Annotated in this window: 11 protein-coding genes and 1 pseudogene; 8 read left to right on the top strand and 4 right to left on the bottom strand. The window is 73.4% G+C overall.

Annotated features, from left to right (window positions below; translation table 11 throughout):
• The first annotated feature begins 43 nt into the window (after positions 1-43).
• The 3 genes from ACIP8Z_RS01275 to ACIP8Z_RS01265 all read left to right on the top strand — a co-directional run bounded on the left by ACIP8Z_RS01275 (position 44) and on the right by ACIP8Z_RS01265 (position 1,809).
• On the top strand, positions 44-349 hold the full coding sequence (locus ACIP8Z_RS01275) for an L-rhamnose mutarotase (protein WP_402078850.1): 306 nt from the start codon (positions 44-46) through the stop codon (positions 347-349).
• On the top strand, positions 337-1,248 hold the full coding sequence (locus ACIP8Z_RS01270) for an amidohydrolase family protein (protein WP_402077208.1): 912 nt from the start codon (positions 337-339) through the stop codon (positions 1,246-1,248). The genes ACIP8Z_RS01275 and ACIP8Z_RS01270 overlap by 13 nt, the downstream gene beginning before the upstream one ends.
• 102 nt (positions 1,249-1,350) lie before the next feature.
• On the top strand, positions 1,351-1,809 hold the full coding sequence (locus ACIP8Z_RS01265; RefSeq protein WP_402077205.1) for an SRPBCC family protein: 459 nt from the start codon (positions 1,351-1,353) through the stop codon (positions 1,807-1,809).
• A gap of 13 nt (positions 1,810-1,822) precedes the next feature.
• On the opposite strand, the gene ACIP8Z_RS01260 is transcribed toward ACIP8Z_RS01265, so the two are convergent.
• Both ACIP8Z_RS01260 and ACIP8Z_RS01255 read right to left on the bottom strand, forming a co-directional pair.
• Positions 1,823-2,617: a YqjF family protein gene (locus tag ACIP8Z_RS01260; RefSeq protein WP_402077203.1), complete on the bottom strand. Its 795-nt coding sequence runs from the start codon at positions 2,615-2,617 to the stop codon at positions 1,823-1,825.
• Positions 2,618-2,732: 115 nt separating this feature from the next.
• The gene (locus tag ACIP8Z_RS01255) at positions 2,733-3,932 is read right to left on the bottom strand and encodes a S8 family serine peptidase (RefSeq protein WP_402077201.1); all 1,200 of its coding nucleotides are present in this window, start codon (positions 3,930-3,932) and stop codon (positions 2,733-2,735) included.
• Positions 3,933-4,204: 272 nt separating this feature from the next.
• On the opposite strand from ACIP8Z_RS01255, the gene ACIP8Z_RS01250 reads away from it, so the two are divergent.
• The 5 genes from ACIP8Z_RS01250 to ACIP8Z_RS01230 all read left to right on the top strand — a co-directional run bounded on the left by ACIP8Z_RS01250 (position 4,205) and on the right by ACIP8Z_RS01230 (position 8,544).
• Positions 4,205-5,236: a DUF1996 domain-containing protein gene (locus tag ACIP8Z_RS01250; protein ID WP_402077199.1), complete on the top strand. Its 1,032-nt coding sequence runs from the start codon at positions 4,205-4,207 to the stop codon at positions 5,234-5,236.
• A 93-nt stretch (positions 5,237-5,329) separates the two neighbouring features.
• Positions 5,330-5,908: a sigma-70 family RNA polymerase sigma factor gene (locus ACIP8Z_RS01245; protein WP_402077197.1), complete on the top strand. Its 579-nt coding sequence runs from the start codon at positions 5,330-5,332 to the stop codon at positions 5,906-5,908.
• Positions 5,905-6,633 carry a zf-HC2 domain-containing protein gene (locus ACIP8Z_RS01240; protein WP_402077195.1) on the top strand — a complete coding sequence of 243 codons (729 nt, stop codon included), beginning with the start codon at positions 5,905-5,907 and terminating at the stop codon, positions 6,631-6,633. Before ACIP8Z_RS01245 ends, ACIP8Z_RS01240 begins: the two co-directional genes overlap by 4 nt.
• 169 nt (positions 6,634-6,802) lie before the next feature.
• Positions 6,803-7,738 carry an SCO0930 family lipoprotein gene (locus tag ACIP8Z_RS01235; RefSeq protein ID WP_402077193.1) on the top strand — a complete coding sequence of 312 codons (936 nt, stop codon included), beginning with the start codon at positions 6,803-6,805 and terminating at the stop codon, positions 7,736-7,738.
• A 188-nt stretch (positions 7,739-7,926) separates the two neighbouring features.
• Positions 7,927-8,544 carry a hypothetical protein gene (locus ACIP8Z_RS01230; RefSeq protein WP_402077190.1) on the top strand — a complete coding sequence of 206 codons (618 nt, stop codon included), beginning with the start codon at positions 7,927-7,929 and terminating at the stop codon, positions 8,542-8,544.
• Between the two features lie 19 nt (positions 8,545-8,563).
• Here ACIP8Z_RS01230 and ACIP8Z_RS01225 read toward each other — a convergent pair.
• Positions 8,564-8,680: pseudogene (locus ACIP8Z_RS01225) on the bottom strand (hypothetical protein); the annotation flags it as partial.
• Positions 8,681-8,765: 85 nt separating this feature from the next.
• Complete coding sequence (locus ACIP8Z_RS01220) at positions 8,766-21,533, bottom strand: amino acid adenylation domain-containing protein (RefSeq protein ID WP_402077188.1); 12,768 nt, start codon at positions 21,531-21,533, stop codon at positions 8,766-8,768.
• Between the last annotated feature and the right edge of the window lie 158 nt (positions 21,534-21,691).

Raw genomic sequence — 21,691 nt, 5'->3', positions numbered from 1 at the left:
TACTCCTGGTCGTCACCGACACCCCTGGAGCGAACCCACGAGAATCGCCCTGCACACCCGGGTCCGCGCGGACCGCGTCGCCGCGTACGAGGAGGCGCACCGCGACGTCCCCGCCGAGCTGACCGACGCGATCCGGGCCGCCGGCTGCACGTCCTGGACGATCTGGCGCAGCGGCACCGACCTCTTCCATCTGCTCGACTGCGAGGACTACGCCCGTCTCCTGGCCGAGCTGGAGACACTGCCGGTCAACGTGGCGTGGCAGGCCCGGATGGCCGACCTCCTCGACGTCGTCCACGACTACTCCGGCGACGGCGCGGACGCGGGGCTGCCCGTGGTGTGGCACCTGTGAGCACTCCCCGCGGCCCCCTCGTCGTCGACGCGCACCACCACCTCTGGGACCTGTCCGTGCGCGACCAGGACTGGATCACCGGACCCGCCCTCGCGCCCCTGCGCCGCACCTTCACGGAACGTGACCTGCGGGCCGAGACCGCCGCCGCGGGGGTGACGGCCACCGTCCTCGTCCAGACGGTCACCGTCGCCGCCGAGACACCCGAGATGCTGGCCACCGCCCGCGACAGCGACCTGATCGCCGGCGTCGTCGGCTGGACGGACCTGACGGCGCCCGGCGTCGCCGACACCCTGGCGGCGCTGCGCGCCCTGCCGGGCGGTGAACACCTCGTGGGCATCCGCCACCAGGTCCAGTCGGAACCGGACCCCGCCTGGCTGCTCCGCGCCGACGTCCGCCGCGGCCTCACCGCGCTGGCCGAGGCCGGGCTCGTGTACGACCTGGTGATCCTCCCGCACCAGCTGCCGGCCGCGACGAGGGCCGCGAGAGAGCTGCCGGAGCTGACCTTCGTCCTCGACCACGCGGCGAAGCCGCCCGTCGCGAGCGGAGAGCTCGACCCCTGGGCGGCCGACCTGCGCGCCTTCGCGGCCCTGCCCCATACCGCCGGCAAGCTCTCCGGCCTGCACACCGAGGCCGACTGGCGGACCTGGACCGTGCGGGACCTGCGACCGTACGCCGACACCCTGCTCGACGCGTTCGGCCCGGGCCGCCTCATGTTCGGTTCCGACTGGCCGGTGTGCACGCTGGCGGCGTCGTACGGGCTGACGCTCGCGACCGCGGGGGAGCTCATGGAGGCGCTGAGCCCCGGCGAGCGGGCGGCGGTCTTCGGCGGCACGGCGGTGGAGACGTACCGACTGGGGGCGCACGTCGCTCACCGGGCGAGCCGACCGCCGGTCACGTAGGGTCGTGATGCCGCTACGACAGTCGCGGTGCTACGGCGAGGGTGAACGCCTCGTCGCCGCAGGCGTGGGCGGGGGCGCCGTTCGACCGATCTGGGGTGCCCCGTGTCAGGACAGTTCGAAGCGACGTTCGAGGTCGACCGGCCGGTGGAGGAGGTGTTCGCCTTTCTCGCCGACGGGCGCAACGACCCGGAGTTCAGCCCCCGCGTCCTGAGGATCGAGCGGGTCCCGGACGCCCCGACCGCCGTGGGCACCGTCTTCCGGAGCACCGTCAAGGACGCCGGGATGAAGACCGCCAGGGAGTTCCGCATCACCGCCCTCGAAGCGCCCGTGAAGATCCGCTGGGCCGAGGTGTCGAAGAACCTCATCACGGCGAGTGAGGGTGGCTACGACCTGGAACCGCTCACCGACGGCCGGACCCAGGTCCGGATCTACAACGTCCTCGAAGGCCACGGCGTGGGCAGGCTCCTCGCCGGCCTGGCGCTCTCGGCCGCCCGCAAGGACGCCCCCGGTTTCGGCGCCCGGATCAAGGCGGCCGCGGAGGCGGGGATCGCCCCGCGCTGAGACCGCGACCGGGTCACCCGACCCCGTGCCTCGGGCGCGGGACCGATACGACCCGCGGCTCCCGCGGCGGGGCGCTGAAGCGGACCGGCACGCCCGGCGAGTAGAGCACGCTCACGGGCGGACCCGGCGGCCGCTCCAGACCGGCCGCGGTGAGCAGCGTCTCGTCGCAGTCCAGCAGCCGGGCCCGGTGCAGCGGCCAGCGCGGGTGGGTGTTCGGGAGATAGAGCGGCCGCCCGCGGAACGAGCTGTGCATGCCCCAGCGGGCGGTCAGGAAGTGTTCGAGCGCGGTGGGCTCCGCCACCGGCTCGCCGACCTCCACGCTGATCGCGCTGCGCGCCCCGCGCGGGCCGGGCCAGCGCCGGCTGCTGGTGTACGTCACGGTGGTGCCGTCGTTCCGGACGCTCATCCTGGACCAGACGTACGGGATGCGGAACGCCCATCGTCCGACGGTCACCGGGATCAGCCGGGACGCGTCGAGGGAGCGGAAGACGACACCCCGGCGCCCGTGGGCGTCCACGGAGTAGAGCCGGACGTTGGTCTCGGGGAAGGTCCCGAGATACGGGATTCCGGGGAGCCGCAGCCAGCCGACCCGGTGCATCCGGAACGCGACCAGGCCCACGTAGGTGATGCCCTCGTGAGTGTCGGGCACGGTGCCGGCGGGCAGGAGCGGGGCCACGTCGGCGGGGTCCACGGCCCAGTGCAGGAACGCCAGATCGAGCCAGGACTGGGTGAGCAGAGTGAGGTCCGGGCGGTGCGGCGGGTCGGCCGATATCGGCTCGGGGAGCGTGGCGCGCGGCGTCTGCGGCATCTCAGCAGTATCGGGCACAGAACGGACGGAGGTGGCCCTCCACGGGTGTGTGGAGGGCCACCTGATCACAGCTCGTCGGGGGCGGGCCCGGCCCCGACGGGTCGTGCACGTGCTGTTACGGCGTCACCTTGAGGAGCTTGTTCGCGGTGCCGGAGGACGGGTTCTTGATGGCGTCCGCGGTGGCCGACCCGGTCAGCGCGGTGGCCGTGTCGGCCGGCGTCGCCGAGGGGTTGGCCGCCAGGTAGAGGGCAGCGGCGCCCGCCACGTGCGGGGTGGCCATCGACGTTCCGGAGATCGTCTTGACGCCGGTGTCGCTGTCGTTCCAGGCCGAGGTGATCTCCGAGCCGGGCGCGTACAGGTCCACCACGGAGCCGAAGTTCGAGAACTCCGACTGCTCGTCGTCCTTGGTGCTGGACGCCACGGTGAGCGCCTCCGGCACCCGGGAGGGCGAGCCCTGTCCGGCGTCGGAGGACTCGTTGCCGGCCGCCACCGCGAAGGTCACACCGGAGGCGATGGCCCGCTGGACCGCCGCGTCCAGGGCCTCGTCGGCGCCGCCGCCGAGGCTCATGTTCGCGACCGAGGGACCCGAGTGGTTCTGGGTCACCCAGTCGATGCCGGCCACGACCTGCTCGGTGGTGCCGGAGCCGCTGTCGTCGAGGACGCGGACGGCCACGACCTTGGCCTTCTTGGCGACTCCGTGGGCGGTGCCGGCGATGGTGCCCGCCACGTGGGTGCCGTGGCCATTGCCGTCGTCGGCGCTGTCGTCGTTGTCCACGGCGTCGAAGCCGTGGGCCGCCCGGCCGCCGAAGTCCTTGTGCGAGATCCGGACGCCGGTGTCGATGACGTACGCGGTCACGCCCTCCCCGCCGTTGTCGGGGTACGTGTACTTCTGGTCCCCGGCCGTGTCGGCCTGGTCGATCCGGTCCAGGCCCCAGGACGGGGGCTGTTCCTGCGTCTCCTTGATGCTGAACCGCTTGTTCTGCACGACGGTCCCGACCGCGGGGTCGGCGGCGAGGCGCTTGGCCTCGTCGACGGTCAGACCGGACGCCGAGAAGCCGTTGACCTCGGAGCCGTAGGAGCGGACGAGCTTGCCGCCGTACTTCTTTGCGAGGTCCCCCTTGTTCGCGGATGCGTCGAGGATGACGATGAAGCTGCCGTCGACGGCACCCGGGGCGCCGAGTCCGTGGACGGTGCCCTCGGCCGGGGTGGCTGCCCCGGCGAGGTTGCCCGCGAACAGCGCTGCGGCGGCCGCCGCAGCGGTACCTGTGGCTATGGCCGCGTTGCGAAGTCCGTGGGATCGCTTGTGAGTTGCCATGAAAGTGGATCTCTCCTCGTGTTGACGTGTGGGGCGTCAAACGTTCGAGAGAACCCTGTTCGGATTGGCAGGAGCAAATCAAGAGCGAACCAGGGGTAAAGGCTTATTCAACAAGGTTTCTTAAACAGCTCTCCGCACCGCCTCCATGTCGGACACAGGCCCTGGCCAACTCCTCCGCCGAATGGTCACGTTCGACCTCCTGCCCGTGGGGGCCCGGCCGGCGTACGGACCCCGGTTGACGTCGACCGTGTGCAGCGGCGACGGTGACCGGCATGGGGAGAGAACACCGACTGCTCGTTCTGCTGGTCTGCCTGGTCCTGGGGGGTGCCCTGACCGCCGCCGTCCTGGGAGCGTCCGAAGGGAAAGGGCCGAACGACCCGGTGACCGGAGCGATGGCCGGCGCCGGGCACGGAGCGCCCACGCCCGGCGACTTCGTCGACATCCGTGACGTACCGCCGACCCGCGAACAGGCGTCGCCCCCAGGCCCCGACGCCTCGACGGGCTCCTTCGCCGTCGACTGCGGCCGCAACGAGGAGGGTCACTACAACCAGGACAACCTGGTGATCTCACCCGGACTCCGCCACGGCGCCCACCACACCCACGCCTACGTCGGCAACCGCTCCACCGACGCGTTCTCCACCGACGAGAGCCTCGCCGCCGCCCCCACCACGTGCCGCGGCGGCGACCGCTCCACCTACTACTGGCCCGTCCTCCGCCGCCCCGACCTCCCCGCGACACGGCCGTACGAGAAGGCGGCCGCCCACGGCAACACGGGACGGATCCTCACGCCCGCCGACGTGCGCCTGACGTTCCACGGCAACCGGGCCGGCCGGGTCGTCCCGATGCCGCGCTTCCTGCGCGCCTTCACCGGCGACGCCGTCGCGTTCACCGCCCGCGGTGACGAGGGCGTGAAGGCCCGCTGGGGCTGCGCGAGCCTGCCCGACCGCTCCACCACCCGCTACCCGCGCTGCCCGGCGGGCGACCGCCTCACCCGCACCCTGGTCTTCCCCAGCTGCTGGAACGGCCTCGACACCGCCAACCCCGAACGCACCCACCTGCTCTTCCCCGCCGCCAACGGCGTCTGCCCCCAGGACACCTTCGCCGTCCCCGAACTGCGCATCACCCTGGCCTACGACGCACCGCCGGCGGACGCGCCGATCGCCCTGGACTCCTTCCCCGAGCAACGCCACAGCCCGAAGACCGACCACGCGATGTTCGTCAACGTGATGACCGACGACCGGATGGCGGAGCTCGTCGCCTGCGTCAACACGGGCCGGCACTGCCGAGGCAGCACACCGGAGTGACCCACCTCACATGAACCAAGGGTGCCGGCGCCACGTGTTGGGCACGGCGCGGACGGCGCCGACAACGCTGGCACCGCAGACGGAGTGGATGGGATGGCCGGACCACGATGGCCCCGCAGCAGGCGGGGATCGACCGACGAAGCACTGATCAGGGCGGTGTACGAGGAACACGGCAACGCCCTCCTCGCGTACGCCACCCGCCTGACCGGCGACCGGGCCACCGCGGAGGACGTCGTACAGGAGACCCTCATCCGCGCCTGGCGCCACTCCGAGGCCCTCGTCAACGGAAAGGGATCGGTACGCGGGTGGCTCCTCACGGTCGCCCGGAACATCATCACCGACCGCTACCGGGCCAAGGCCGCCCGCCCCGCAGAGGTGGCCGAATCCCCCGCGACACCCCCCGTCGAGGAGGACCACGCCGACGCGGTCGTCGACACCATGACCGTCCTGGGCGCCCTCGACCGCCTGTCACCCGAGCACCGCGACGTGCTCACCGAGCTGTACTACCGCGAACGGAGCGTCGCGGAGGCGGCCGACACCCTGGGCATCCCGCCCGGCACAGTGAAATCCCGCTCGCACTACGCGCTGAAGGCGTTGCGTGAGACGTTCAGAGAAGGAAACCGGCCGAGCGCGCCGCAGCAGCCCGCCGGACTCAGGGAGGTGGTCGCATGAACCGGCAGCAGCACGAAGAGGAGGAACTCCTCGGCCCGTACGTGCTCGGCGTACTCGACGAAGCCGACACTCGGCGCCTGGAAGCGCACGTGAACGACTGCGCGGCATGCCGGCAGGAGGTGTCCGCATTGCGTGAGATGGAAGCGGCGCTCGGCGAAGTGCCGCCGGAGGCCTTCCTCGACGGCCCGCCCCAGGGTGGCGACCTGCTCCTCCAGCGCACCCTGCGGCAGATGCGCGGCGAGAGCGCGACCGCGCGGACCCGCCGCGGCGGACTGATCGGCCTCGCGGCGGCGGCGGCACTCGCCGGCGTCTTCTGGGCCGGTACGGCGACCTCGGGCGCCGGCGATCCGGTCGCCCTGCCACCGACCCCGCCGCCGACGTCCACGACAGCCCCCGCCACCCCGCCGCCGGGCACCCGCGTCGCCTCGGCCACCGACGCCACCAGCGGCGCCCGGATGACCGTACGGGTGACACCGGCGGCCGCCTGGGTCCGCGTCCACGCGGCGGTGACCGGACTGCCCCCGGGGGAGCGCTGCAAGCTCGTGGTGGTCGGCCGCGACGGCACCAGGACGACGGCCGGCAGCTGGGTCGTGGGCGAGGCCCCGGGCGGCGGCGAGGGCAAGGGAGCCTCGCTCGACGGCTCGGCGGCGGTCGACCCGGCCGACGTGCGAGCGGTCGTGGTCGAGAACGAGGCGGGAAAGACCTTCGTGACCGTGCCGGTGTAGCGGGCGAAGGCGGAACCGGAACCAGAGCGCCGGTCGGGGGACTGCCCCGGCCGGCGCTCTCGTGCGAGGCCCCGAAAAGAATTTCCGGATTCGTTGAACCGGCCCCCTACGGCCCGCGTGTTTCCGGTGCCGACAGAGACCAACGAAGTACCGGATAAGAGGAGTTCTCATGATGAACCTGCGCAAGCTCACCATCGCCGCAGCCGGGACCGCACTCGCGCTCGGGGCGACGGCCTGCGGAACGCAGGGCACCACGAACGGCTCCCCGCAGCAGCCCCCGGCGCAGACGGCCGCCCCCGCCGCCGACGGGAACAGCGGCGCCGACGCGTACGGCAGCGGCAGCGGCGCGGACTCCGGCACCGAAGGCGCCGCCGCGACCGCGTCCGGCCCGCTGGCGGTCCGCGACGACGCCAAGCTGGGCCCGCTCGTGGCCGACGCGGCCGGCTTCACCCTGTACCGCTTCGACAAGGACACCGCCAACCCCTCCTCGTCCGCCTGCGCCGGTGACTGCGCCAAGGCCTGGCCCCCGGTCCCCGCCTCCGCCACCAAGCCCGGTGGGGTCGACGCCGCCAGGATCGGCTCGGTCGAGCGGGCCGACGGCACCGAGCAGCTGACCATCGCCGGCTGGCCGGTGTACCGCTTCGCCAAGGACACCGCGCCCGGCCAGACGAACGGCCAGGGCGTGGGCGGCACCTGGTTCGCCGTCACCCCGGACGGCAGGAAGGCGGGCGTGAAGGAGGCGGCCGAGCCGCTCCCGGCCCTCTCGCTCGCCGACGACGCGAAGCTCGGCAAGATCATCCGCGACGGCAAGGGCCGCACCCTCTACCGCTTCACCAAGGACACCGCCTGGCCCATGAAGTCCAACTGCGAGGGCGCCTGCCTGGAGAAGTGGCGGCCCGCGAAGCTGGTCGACCTCAACGACGTCGAGGGCATCGACCCGAAGAAGCTCATCACCTTCACCCGCTCGGACGGCACGAAGCAGCTCACGATCGACTGCTGGCCCCTCTACTGGTTCACCGGCGACAAGACCCCCGGCGACACCAACGGCCAGGGAGTCGGCGGCACATGGTTCGCCGTCACGGCGAACGGCAAGCTCGCCAAGTAGGTCCTTCGATTCCCCGCACCGCATGGCTCACCCGCCTTCGACACCACGGAGGCGGGTGAGCCATGCGGTGTGACCACGGACGAGCGCGGGGAGCACGGAGAGAAGGAGAGGAGGGAGCGTGCGACGAGGCAACGACGCCGGTGCCCGACGGGGGAACGCCGTCAGTGCCCGGAGCTAACGTCGACCGCATGGGATTCATCAGCGCGTGGGCGATCTCCGCCCACACCGACGAAGACATCGCGGACCTCGCCCCGCGACTGCTTCCCGCGATGCGCGCGGACCGCGACAGCCCGGATGCTCCCCGCCGCTGGCAGGACTGGCAGCGGGCCCCGCTCCCCGACCACCGGACGTGGTACGAGAACCACGGCCCGGAGATCGAGTCGTTCCACGAACTCACCGCCCCCGGCGCGCACGTCGACGACATGTGCGGAGGCAGAACGGACCCGTCGTTCTACGTCGTGGACGACGTGTGGGACGGGCGGAGCGAGGACCTCATGTTCCTCTCCGTCCACAGCAAGGAGTACGCCGTCTCGTCGCTCCTCCACGCGCTCGGACCCAGCCGGGCGGCGCTCCTGCCCGGCTGGTGCGGCACGTTCCTGCTCACCCCGGCGCAGGTCGCCGCGAGCCTCCCGCACGTCGAGCGCGCGTTCACCTTCACCCCGGACGAACGCGCCGCGGCCGAGGCCCAGGACTGGCTGTCCTACGCGCCCGGCGAGGAGAGCGTCCTCGACGGCCCCCCGCGCCTCTGGCGCACCGCCGCCCGCACCGGCATGGGCCTGTGCGGCCTGTCCGTACACCTCACGTGAGAGCCTCGCCGTGGGGAGGTCAGTCGGAGTGCGTCGCCGCCCTCCAGGCCTCGAAGACGGCGAACGGGACGCGCCCCCGGCCGGGCAGGTCGTAGCCGTTGGCCCCGGCCCAGGCCCGGACGGTGCTCGTGCTGACCGAGGACCTGGTGCTGGGGGGCGGTCACCGGCCCAGTACACCGGGAACCCGCCGCCCCCGGACACCGAGCCGGCCGCAACACCCCCTAGCGGGCTCCGGACGGTCGGGGTGGGAAGCCGTCGAGAGCGTCGTCCTCGGTGGCGACGGTGTGGCCCAGGAGGTGCAGCGGGCCCGCTGCGATGCCCGCCGTTTCCATGCCCCGCCAGTACGCCAGCGCCAGCCGCGCGTCCACCAGGCCGTGGACCAGGGGGAGTTCCGGGTCGGCGGCGTGCAGCAGTGACTCCAGGCGGCAGGAGGCGATCGTGTCAGGGAGCCACGAGCGCGCGGCGTATCCCGCCGCCGCGGCGGGCGGCAGCCCCGGAGCCGTACGCCGCCTCACGGCTCCGCCCGTCCCGGCGGACCCACCCGGTCCGCCCGTACCGAGGGAGAGCAGACCGCCGCCGACGATGAGGACGTCGCGCCGCTCCCGCATCCGGGCCAGTGCCTTCGTCGTGTCGAAGCAGTGGGGGAAGGAGTCGTCGACGACGACCGTGCCCGGTCGGATGCGTGACACGTCGAGCAGCGCGCCGCCCCCGCTGACCGCCGTGACGAGGAGATCGGCCTCGTAGACGGCGGCCGGGAGGACGTACCGGCCGGACTCGTGGATCTCCACGTTCCGGGCAAGACCGCGGGCGATCAAGCCGTCGGCCAGCGTACGCAGCCGTGACGCACTGCCGGCGACATCGCACAGAAGCAGCCGGGCGGGCGGCTCGGGTGCCAGCGTCAGGAGAAGTTCCAGCGACGAACCGCCGATGGACCCCAGGCCGACCACGGCGACGGAGAGGTCACCCAGACCGATGAGCCCGCGGCCCGTCCGGACCAGCGCGGCGTGCACGGTCTTGACCACCGACACCGCCGTCGCCGCGTGCCCGGTCGTCAGCGCCGTCGGCACCTCGGTCTCCCGCAGAACGCCGAAGCCGTACGCCGTCAGGGACGGGATCATCCCCGCGAGCGAGACGGAACGGGCGCCCGACGCCGCCGCGAGCTCAACGGCCCGGGCCGTCCGAGCGGCGAGGTCGGACGTCGACGCGAGCTCGTCCGCGAACAGCGGAAGGCAGACGAATCCCGAGCGACCCAGGGGAGTGTCGATCTCCTCCACGAGTCTCGGGCGCCCGCCCGGGAAGAGCCACTCCCGGAGCTGCTCACGCGATACCGCCGCCTCGGCCGCCGGCGCACCGACCCTGCCTGTGCCGCTGTGACCGCCGTACCCGCCGGCCGCCGCCAGCGCGGCAAGCTGACCCGGCGGCGGGAGGTACCCGACGAGCGCGGAGTCCAGGACGCCGGGCGACGCAGCCTCGACCGAGCGACGTGGTCGCCTCCCCGCCGCCCCGACCGCGGCATCGGTCAGCCCGCTCCGCAAGGCCCCGGTGAACGAAGCGAACGCCGCCTCCTCGGGGAACGCCGTGGTCGCCGCGCGCAGCGTCACCCGCAGCTCTCCGTCCCCGACCGGCCGTACCGCCAGGAACGTGTCCGTGCCCACCGGTGGAGGCGCGAGTTCGGCGTCGGCGTCGTCCCATCGCACGCTCAGCGTCGCGCCGCTCATCGGCCCGAGGGCGGAGAAGTCCAGGAAGGTGAAGAAGAACTGGGCCGCCGGCGGAAGCCCGCCGTCGCTCGTGGGGGGCCGGACCCCGTGGGTACGGGCCGCCTCGACCTCCTCGACGATGGCCCGAAGGTCGTCCGCGAACGTGCGGCCTGCCGCCCTTCGAGCAGCGGACCGGTGGCCCGGTCGGAGCGGCACGGCGGCGGCGTACGGACCGAATACCAGATGGGCGTCCGGATGCGCGTCGTCACGGCCGGACACGGCGAGACCGAGGATCAGATCCTCCTGCCCGGTCGTGGCCGCCAGCGTCCGGTAGTACGCGGTCAGGACCGGGGCGAACAGCGTCGTACCCGCGTCGGTGGCAATCCGGCGGAGCGCGGCGACCTCGTCCGCGGCCAGGGTGAATCCGGTGGAGCGGTACGGAGGTGCCTCGGGGTACCGGGCGGACGTCCGCTCGCCTGCACCGCCTCCGATGACCGGGCGTCGGTACGGCTTGTCGAGTCGGGAGGCCCGATGGGCGTGGGTGCCGGTGCCGGTGTTCGTCTCGGTCCCGTACTCGCCGGACGTGGCCGTACGTTCCTGAAGAACGACGTGATCGCGGAACGTGCCCCGCAGCAGCGGTAGTTCGGCGAACTCACCCCGTACGACACGGTCGTAGACGGCGAGCAACTCCCGGCCGAGCAGCGCCACGCTGTAACCGTCGCCTATCAGGTGGTGGGCATGGACGACGAGCGCGTGCTCGTCGGGCCCGAGGGTCAGCACCCGTAGGCGCAGCAGCGGCCAGGCCCAGGACTCGAAGCGCCGTTCGCGTTCCTCGGCGATCCGCGACGCGAGCAGGTCCGGCTCGGCGAGGGTCTCGAAGTCGACCGGGAGCCGGAGCGTGGGCGGGAGCTCCTGCTGGATCGGCGGCCGTACTCCGGCGGGGAACACGGTCCGCAGCATCGGATGGCGTGCGACGCAGGCGTCGACGGCCTGCTGGAACGCATCGGGTCGTAGGGGCCCGTCGACCCGCAGACACGCGAGCCACGCCGTGGGCGAGCCGGGCGCCATGGCCTCCGCGAGCAGGAACCCGCGCTGGGAGGGGGAGAGCGGGAAGGCGGAGGGGAAGCCGGACGGGGAGGAGGCGGGTGTCGGGATCGGAGAGGGCGAACCTGCCTGCGTGCGCTCGGCGACGCAGGAGTTCACCTGATCGGTCGCCGTCGGCTCGCCCGTCGGGCCGCGGTCGATCGCGGCGGCGAGCGCGGCCAGCGTGCGGTGGGTGTACACCACAGTGGGCCGGGGCAGGGCCGGGATCGTCTCCCGCAGCCGGGCGAACACCTGGAGGATGAGCAGGGAGTCGCCACCGAGGGCGAAGAAGTCGTCCTCGCGCCGGATCGCGTCCGCGTCCGCGTCGAGGAGTTCGGACCAGACGCGGGACAGCAGGATCTCGGTGGGAGTGGTGGGGAACGGCCCTGTCGACCCTCCCTCGGGATTCGCCGGCTCGGTCGCGGGGGGCTTCAGACCGGCGCGGTCGATCTTGCCGGTTCCCGTCATGGGGAGTTCGCCGACGACATGGATACGGGACGGGAGCATGTACTCCGGAAGCGTCCGCGCCAGATGGGTGCGCAGCGCCGTGGAATCCGGAGCCGTAACGCCCGGCAGGCACTGCACGAAGGCGCTCAGCCGTTCCTCACGGTGGACCACCGCGGCGCGGGCGACCGCCGGATGGGTGAGGAGTGCCGACTCGATCTCGCCGAGTTCCACCCGGTGACCGCGGATCTTCACCTGGTCGTCGAGCCGTCCGAGGAACTCGAGGACGCCGTCCTTGTCGCGCCGGACCCGGTCGCCGCTTCGGTACCAGCGACGGCCGTCGCGCTCGGTGAACGCGGCGGCGGTCAGTTCCGGGGCGTGCAGATAGCCGGGGGTGAGTCCCACGCCCGTGATGAGCAGCTCGCCTGGCTCGCCGGGTGCGCAGCGCCGCCCTCCGTCGGCGACGACGTCGACCTCCGTGCCGGAGAGGGGGGTTCCGATCGGGATCGTCCGCACGTCGTCGGCGGGGCGGGTCTCGATGATGTGGAACGTGGCGTTGATGGTGGCTTCGGTGGGCCCGTAGAGGTTGGCGATCCGGTGCCCGGGCCCGAACAGGTCGTACCAGCGGCGTACATGGGCGGGCGGGAGGGCCTCGCCGCCGACGTGGATCCAGCGGAGGGCCGACAGGTCGGGTGCCGGCCCGCCCTCCCGTACGCGCGTCTCCGCGGCTTCGAGCAGCCGGGACCACAAGCTCGGGACCGAACTCCACACCGATATCCGGGCCTGCTCGACCCGGTCGAGCAGCGCCTCGGGGTCCCGCAGGAGCTGCCGGGGCAGGGTGACGACCGTGGCCCCGACGAGGAGGGGTGCGAGGAGCTGGCGTACGGACGCGTCGAAGCACAGCGACGCCGTCTGGGCGAGCCGGTCGCCCTCGCCGTAACCGAAGGTGGCGAGTGCCCAGTCGAGGTAGTTGGTCATCGAACGGCGGGTGATGGGCACTGCTTTGGGGCGCCCGGTGGAGCCGGAGGTGAAGATGACGTAGGCGAGGGAGTCGGGATCGGGGGCGGGGGACGGGGACTCGTCCTCCGGAGCGTGGGAGAGCGGCGCGGGGGAGGGGCCGTCGGCGGTCGTGACCAGCGTGATGTTCGCCGATGAGGCCAGCTCCGTCGCCGAGTCCCGCGTCGCCGCATGGCAGACGAGCGCGCCCGCGCGGGACCGCTCCAGCTGATCGGCCAGGCGTACGGGGGGATGGGCGGCGTCCAGCGGCACCCAGCCCGCACCGGCGCGCAGGATGCCGACCACACCGGTGACGGCGTCGGCGCCGGGCTCGGTCAGAAGGCCCACGAGGTCACCGGGGGCCACGCCGCGGGCGCGCAGGCGGGCGGCGAGCGCGTCGGACGCCCGGTCGAGTTCGGCGTAGGTGAGGGTGGCGCCGTCCGTGTCGACGGCGACCGCGTCGGGCGTCGTCCGGAACTGGGCGCGCAGGCGGGCGACGATGTCGCCGGCCGGGGGAGGGGCGGGGAGGGCCGTCGACGGGCCGGCGGGAGCGGGTGCGGGGGCGGATACGGGGGCGGCGGCCGGGGGTTCGCCCTCGGCGGCCGCCTCGTTCTCGGTGAGCCCGGCCGTCTCGGTGAGTTCGGCCAGGTGCTCGGCGGCAAGGCGCGCGATCGTGGACCGGTCGAAGAGGCGCGCCGGGAAGTTCCACGAGAAGGCCAGCTCCCCGTCGGACTCCCAGCACAGCAGGCTGAGCCGGGTGGCGGCGGAGGCCGTACCGGCCGAGGTCGGACGTACCTCCACAGGGCATTCGGAGTCGAGGGAGACCGGGAAACGAGCGAAGCTGAAGGACGCGGGTGCGGCGGTACGAGGCCCCGCCCCGTCCGCCGGCAGGAGCCGGGCGAGGTCCAGGCTCGTGAGCCGGCCGTGCCGTTCGCTCTCGGGCCACGCGTCGCGGAGCCGTACCGCGAGCGCGTGCACCGAATCGTCCGGTCCGACGTGGACGGGAATCGGGAGGGTGTCGGCCAGCGGTCCCACCAGCCGGTCGATGCCGGGCAGCCGCGTCTCGCGACGAGCCCTGGCGACGTTCACGGACACGTCCTCCCGCCCGCCGCTCCACCGGGACAGGCAGCGCGCGTATGCCGCGAGGAGCAGGTGGAAGAGGGATACGCCGTGGGCGGCGGCCGTCTCCCGGAGCGCGGCCGTCAGGTCGGGGCCGGGGGTCACCTGGTGGGCGAGGAGCGGGGGTTCGGGGAGTCCCAGCGGATCACCGTCGTACGGGAGCGTGAGCGGCTCGCCCTGCCGGCGGAGCACCTCACGCCAGTACGCCCGGTCCTCGGCGAGGGCGGAGCCCGCCCGCTCGGACCGCTCGTGTGCGACGTAGGCGGCGAAGTCGGTGGTGAGCGGGGGGAGTTCCGGTTCGCGCCCCAGCGACAGAGCGGTGTAGAGAGCCCAGAGTTCCTCGCCGAGGACGTTGAGGCTGAAGCCGTCGGCGGCGGCGTGATGTACGACGAGCACGAGACGGGCGAAGCACCCGGAGGCCCCGCCGTCGGCACGGGCGAGCACGGCGCGGATCGGAGCCTCGGCGGTGAGGTCGAACGGCCGGTTGCACAGGGCCTCTTCGAGCTCGCCGAACTCCTCCTCGGCGGTACGGGTACCGGGCAGCTCGCGAATCTCGTACCAGTGGGGCACCGCCGCGCTGTCGTGCGACGCGGACGGTACGGCGGACTGGGCGGGCGCCGATTCCCCCGGGAGGATCCGGATGCGAAGCATCGCGTGACGGGCGGCGAGCAGGCCGAGCGCCTTGCCGAGCAACTCGGGGTCGAGGGGTCCGCGGACCTCCTGGGTCACGTACCCGTAGGCGGGGACGTCCGGGTACAGCCCGCCCTGGGCGTGGAAGGCGAGCTGGACCGGCGTCAGGGAGAAGGGGACGCCGTCGTCGGTCGACGGCGCTGCCGCTGACTCGCCGGGTTCGCGACCGGGGTCGTGTGCGAGTTCGCGGGCGAGTTCGCCCAGCGTCCGGTGCTCGAAGAACAGGGTGATGGGCAGGGAACGGTCCAGTTCCTGCTCCAGCCGCTTGACGAGATCGACGGCCATGAGCGAGTCGAGTCCGAGGCCGAGGAGCGGTACGTCGTCACCGAGGGCGTCGGGGGAGACGTGGAGCGCGTCGCAGAGCAGCTGCCGCAGGACATCCGGCACGCCGTCAGGTCGGGAGGTCGTGGCCTGCGCGGTGGGTGGGGGAGCCGATGGAGGAGTGGAGGGGATCGGGGGTACGCCGAAGCCGGTCGAGCCACGAGGCGCGCCGGCCCTCCGGCCAAGGTCGGCGATCAGGAGCTGGGCGGCGTCGATGCCGCAGGCCGTACGCAGGGCGTCCAGCGCCTCGCCGGTCGCCAGCGGCGCGGGCCCGCGCGCGGCCCCGCCGGCGGCACGGGAGCCGGCGGGGGTACCAGCACCGGCACCGGAACCGGCACTGCGGGCGAACACGCTGGTACCGGCGGCGAGTCCCGTATCGGCGAACGCGGCGAAGTTGACCGCCAGCCACGGCCGACCTGCCGCGCGTTCGGCGGCGGCGAAGGCGTCGAGGTAGGCGTTGGCGGCGGCGTAGTCGCCGATCGCGCCCGCCAGGCCCGGCAGAACCGAGGCGACCGAGGAGAACGCCACGCACAGGGAGGGGCGCAGGTCGTGCTTGACGAGTCCACGGGCGAGCAGGTCGGTGCCCCGCGTCTTGGCGGCCAGGACTTCGGCCATCTCGTCGGGTGTCTTGGCTCGCAGAGTGCCGGGACGCACGACCCCGGCGGCGTGCATCAGCACGTCGAGTCGCGGAAGACCGGCGAGCAGCGCGTCGATGTCGGCCTCGTGGGAGACATCGGCGGCGAAGTAGTCCACGGTGGCGCCGAGCGCCCGGAGTTCGGCGAGCAGCCCGGCGGGCGGCTCGGCCGAGCGACCGGTCAGCAGCAGGCTCGGCCGGCCCCGCCCCGCGAGATCGCGGGCCAACGCCGCGCCGACACCGCCGGTTCCACCGGTGACCAGATACGTGCCGTGCGGCGGCAACGCCGCGACCTCGGCGTGAGGCCCTGTGCCGGGTCCGGCGTGAGGCCCCGTGCCAGGTCCTGTGTCCGGTCCCGTGCCGGGCCCCATGGCGACCGGCTCGGTCGTCCGGCCGAGGCGTCGCCCCGCCCGCCAGGCGACGGCGTGCGCCGAGCGAAGGCGCGTACCGTCGTCCGGTGCGGTGGGCCGAGCGGCGAGCTCGTGGTCGAGCGCGTCGAGCCGCGCGCCCGTCTCGTCGAGGGACGAGAGGTCGACGCTGTGGGCGACCACACCGGGAAACTCCTCCGGCAGCGCCAGGGTCAGCCCGGTCAGGACCGCCTGCGCGGGGCGCGGACGCTCGGGTCCGGCACCGGTGACGTGGACGTCCTCGGTGACGACGAGCACGCGCGGGCGGTGCGGCGCGAGCTCCGGCAGGAGGTTCTGGAGCCCGGTCGCCATGGCGCGGTGGGCGGCGTCGAGGGCGTCCGCGGAGTCCGGCGCCACGGCGGGACCGGCGAGCAGCACGACGACCTCGGGAGCCGGCTCGTCCTCGGTCACCGGCCCACAGCCGACAAGCGCGTCCCCGGCCGCCCGTCGGACCGCGACACCTCGCCCCTTGAGCCGGTCCGCGAACGCACGGGAGAGCGGCGAATCCGGCCCCGCCAGAAGGACGGTACGTGGCCCGGATCCGACGGTCAGCGGGGCGTCGTCCCACCCGAACCGGTGCAGCAACGACGGCGACGGAGGCAGGGGGAGGGGTGTCCGGGGCGGCAGGTGCCGAGGCGCGGCCGCCGGCCAGTAGCGGCGCCGCTGGAAGGGATACGTGGGTGCGTCGAACATCCGGGCCCGGCCGGCGTCCAGCCCGGCACGGTCCAGCGGCACACCCCGCTCCCAGAGCCGGCCGACGGTCTCAAGGAGCCCTCGCGCACCGCCCCGGTGCCCGGCAGCAAGGGCGACCGCCCCGCCTCCGCGCGGGTGGGCGGCCGCGGCCGCACGCACGGAGCCGCCGAGGGCGTCGGCGCCGAGCTCGACGAACGTGTCGTACCCCTCACCGAGCAGCCGCTCCACCGCGGCGCCGAAACGCACCGGCTGCCGGGCCTGGCCCCGCAGATAGGTCGGGTCCAGGACAGGCTGCCAACCGGCCGTGACCGTACTGATCAGCGGTATCGGCAGCGTCGTCGTCGACCTCACCGAGGGCCGGAGCACGAGAGTCCGCGCGGCTTCGGTCAGCGCGTCCAGGGCCGGATCCATCAGGGACGAGTGGAAGGCCCGGGACACGCCGAGCCGACGCGCGGCGAGACCCCGAGCGGACAGGGTGGCGATCGCGTGCTCGACAGCGGCCTCGGTCCCGGCGAGGACGACCTGGTCGGGACCGTTGACGGCGGCGACGCTCAGCGCGCCCCGCGCCCGGGCCACCACGTCGGCGACCGTCTCCTCCCCGCAGCGCACGGCAGCCATGGCGCCGGGGGCGCACGATTCAGCCATCAGGCTGCCACGTTCGGCGGCGAACCGTACGGCGTCGGCGAGCGAGAGAGTCCCCGCGACGCACGCGGCGGCGATCTCGCCGACGCTGTGCCCGGCGACAGCGTCCGGGGTGATGCCCCAGGCCCGTACCTGACGGGCGAGCGCGACTCCGTACGCGACGAGGAGCGGCTGGGCGATCTCGGTACGGGCGAGCGCGTCGGGCCACGACACGTCGTCGTCGAGGCACCAGGCGGCGAGACTGCGCCCGCCGATCACCCCGACGTGGCCGGAGGCCTCGTCGAGCGCCTCACGGAAGGCAGGCGCGTCGGCGTGAAGGGAGCGGGCCTGACCGCGCGGCGGCCGTACGCCCTGCCCGGGAAGGAGAAGGACGAGGCGAGCCCGTGACCGTACGGGGTGACTGGCCGGCGTCACCCCGTCGTGTACGGCGGCTTCCAGCCGCGCGGCGAGATCGCCGTCGGAGACGAGGGAGAGACGATCGGGCCCCTCGTCGCGTGCGGTGGCGACGGCGGCGCAGACGTCCCCCTCGTCGAGACGGGGGTGGGCACGAAGATGGGCGGCGAGCCCGGCGGCGGCGTCACGCAGCCCGTCCTCCCCATGGGCAGACAGGGTGAGCAGCCGGGGCCCGCGCGACGGGGCCCGCTCCGGCCGATGCGGGGCAGGCGGCTCCTCCAGTACGGCATGGGCGTTGGTGCCACCGAAGCCGAAGGCGTTGATCCCCGCCACGAGCGGGCCGGGCGCCTCCCATTCGCGTGCGGCATCCACCAGAGCGAACCCGGAACCGGCCAGGTGGGGCGAAGCAGAAGCCGCAGCAGCAGCCGAGGCCGAGGCAGAAGCCGCGTTCCGGAGCGGCGACGGCGGCAGGCGCCGCTCACCGAGAGCGAGGACCACCTTCACCAGGCTCGGCATTCCGGCGGCGTTGAGCAGATGGCCGATGTTCGTCTTGACCGAGCCGAGCAGCCTGAGCCTTCCATCGGGAAGCGGCGGAAAGGCATGGGCGAGCGAACGCACCTCGACGGGGTCGCCGATGGGCGTGCCGGTGCCGTGCGCCTCCACGTACGACACGCTCTCCGGGGCGACGCCCGCGTCTCGGTAGGCCTGAGTGATGACCTCACGCTGGGTCAGGGGATTGGGTGCCATCAGGCTGAGCGAACGGCCGTCGTTGTTCACGGCGGTGCCGCGGAGCACGGCGAGGACGGGATCCCCGGCCCGCTGCGCCTCGTCGAGCCGGGTCAGAACGAGGGCCGCGCCGCCCTCCCCGGGGACGAACCCGTCGGCCGCCGCGCCGAACGCGTGGCAACGCCCGGTCGGGGACAGCGCCCCCGCCTTCTTCAGGAGCGCGTACCCGGCCGACGTGAGATTGAGATGTACGCCCCCGACCACGGCGATGTCGCACTCACCTGCCTGAAGGCTGCGGCGCGCCAGGTGGAGCGCGACGAGGGCCGAGGAGCAGGCGGTGTCGACCGCGAGCGCCGGACCGGTCAGGTCGAGGCAGTGCGCGACGCGCGCGGCGAGCATGCCGGGAAGGTTCCCGGTGAGGGCGGCGGCGGGCAACTCGCCATCGCCGTACGCCTGTTCAACAACGCCCCGATAGCCGCTGTCGCCGGCGGCGACGAACACCCCCACCCGGCGCCCGCGCCGTCGCGGCCCGGCGTAGCCGGCCCGCTCCAGGGCCTCGTGGGCGAGCTCCAGCAGAATCCGCGCCTGAGGGTCGGTCGCCCGCGCCTCCTCCTCTCCGACCCCGAAGAACCCCGCGTCGAAACCGCCGGGTTCGTCGAGGAACGCACCCCACCGCGTGTGTCCGTCCGCCGGATCGGCCCACCGCCCCTCGGGTACGGGGGTGGCGGCGTCGTAGCCGTCGAGGAGCCGGTCCCAGAAGGCCTCGGGCGTATCGGCCCCGGGGAAACGACAGGCGAGCGCGGAGACGGCGATCACCGGCTCGACGGCCTGTGCCGACTCTTGCGGAGTGGCCTGTGCCGACTCCTGCGAAGTGGGGTGCGCCGAGGCGCCACCCGCACCCGTCGCGCTCGACGTCTCATCCCACCCTTGTCCTTCAGAACCGCCGCCGGCGAGAATCAGCCCGGCGAGGGCAGCCACCGTGGTGTAGTCGCGTACGTCGGACGGGCGCAGCGTCACCCCGAACTCGTCCTCGAGCCCGGCCAGGACTTCCATGGCCTTGAGCGAGGAGCCTCCGAGGGCCCGGAAGTCGTCGTCCAGCCCGATGGCGCTGCCCGGCAGCCCGAGCGCCCGCGCCCAGACACCGCGCACGACGGCCTCGACGTCAGGCCGGGACCGGGGCGCCGACGCCGACGGAAGGACTCCGGAGGGACCGTCGCCGGCACGGGAGGCGTCCGCTCCGCCGGCGGAGCCCACAGCGCGATCGTCGGAAGCGCCGGACGCGTCGGCCGGGCAGGACGCATCGGATGCGCCGGACGGGTAGGACGCATCGGATGCGTCGGCCGGGTAGGACGCATCGGATGCGGTGCCTTGTACACCTGGCCGGTCTTCGACCAGCGCCTGCGACATGCCCCCAGCCCGCTGCTTCGGCAGAGATCCGGACGGCCGGCGTGCGTCGGACTCGGACAGGGTTCCCGTCCCCGCCACCCCCGCGGCCGCCCGCCCCGCGATCTCCGGATACTCCCCGCCCTCGAAGCGCTCGCGGAGCACCCCGCGACGAACCTTCCCGCTGGTCGTGCGCGGGAACCCGCGTACCGGCAGCGCCAACACCCGTACGTCGTCGTGCCCCACGGCCTCGCGGACCCGTCCGCGGACCGCGTGCAGGAGCTCGGCTGTCACGGCGGACAGAGGTGGCGCGGGCGCGAGGAAGACGACCACTCGCTCGCCGCCGTCCCCAGGATCGGTCGATCCCACGACCGCGACGGGGCACAGACCGAGCCCCGGCGTGTTCGCCGCGACCTCCTCCAGGTCCGACGCGTGCAGCGTGCGCCCGTCGACGAAGACGACGTCCTTGGACCGGCCCGTCACACAAAGCCGCCCCTGGCGCAGGAATCCCAGGTCACCCGTGCGCAGCCAGGCGCCACGAAACGCTTCCGCCGTCGCCTCCGGGGCGCCGTGGTAGCCGCGGGCCACCTGGGGGCCACTGACCTCGATGTGGCCGACCCGCCGTTCCCCGACGGGGTGACCCGTGTCGTCGGTGATCCGTACGGCGCACCCGTGCACGGGGCTGCCCACGTCCATCAGCTCCACCGCGTCCGGTCCGGGCGCGGTGTCCACGGCGCGGCCACCCGCGAGCGCGGCCCTGTCCAGGGCCAGCGGCCGGGCGACTTCCCCCGGTGGCGGGAAGGTGACGGCGAGGGTGGACTCCGCGAGGCCGTACACCGGCGTGGGCGCGCTCGCCGGGAGCCCCGTGGTCCGCATCCGCCCGACGAAGGCCCGCCAGACGGCCGGCGAGATCGGCTCGGCGCCGACCGACATCATGCGTACACACGTCAGGTCAAGACGGGCGAGCGCGTCGGCGGGCACGCGCCGTTCGACGAGCGCCAGGGCGAAGTTGGCGGCCGAGAGCAGCGTCGCCCGGTGCCGTGAGGCCGCCTCCAGCCATCGGAGGGGCCGCTTGGCGAACGTCAGCGGTTCGAGCCGTACTTGCTTGATCCCTGCCGACAACGGTACGAGGTGGGTGCCGATCAGCCCCATGTCGTGGAAGTACGGCATCCAGGTGGCCAGCACATCAGCGGAGTCGATACCGGCCGCGGCACGGATCTGCGCCAGATTGGCCAGAACGGCCGCGTGCGTCAGCTCGACCCCCTTCGGCGTCCCCGTGCTGCCGGAGGAGAACTGCAGGAACGCCACGTCGTCGGGCTCCCGCTGCGGCAGCGTCAGAGCAGCGGGGTACTCGCGGAGACCGTCGAGCGTCAGAGAACGGACGGTGCTGGGCAGGGCGTCGAGCAGCGGCACGGTGGACGCGCCGACGGCCACCGGCGGCTCGCCGAGAAATTGCCATACGGGCAGCACTCGCCGTACGTCCGGGGCGAGCGGCACCGGTACGAGCCCGGCGGCGACGGCGCCCCAGAAGAGCGGCAGGAAGTCCTCGCTGCGCTCGGCGGGCAGCACCAGATGGCTTCCCGGCGCGAGCCCGGCGTCGAGGAACCCTCCGGCAACGCGCAGGGCATCGGCGAACAGCGCGCCATGGCTGACGCTCCGCTCCTCGCCGTCCCCGTCGACATGGACGATGCCCTCGCCGGGCGCGGCCTCTGCCGCACCGGCCAGCACGTCCAGCAGCACTGTCTCGCCGTATCCCCGCATCAACGCCCCCGTGCATCTGGCCGAGATGGGCCCCTCCCGCGGTCCGCGCGAGAAGGACCGCCTCCGGTCTGCCCTGTTCTGATCCGCGACTGGTCTGGTCTGGTCCGTTTCAGTCTCCGGTCATCATGACTGATCAAAGATCCGGCACAGCGCCGGCC

Source organism: Streptomyces sp. NPDC088553 (genome assembly GCF_044752965.1).
In the GTDB taxonomy this organism is placed as follows: Bacteria; Actinomycetota; Actinomycetes; order Streptomycetales; family Streptomycetaceae; genus Streptomyces.
The sequence above is the reverse complement of the archived record's forward strand: the minus strand, read 5'-3'. Positions and strand labels throughout refer to the sequence as shown.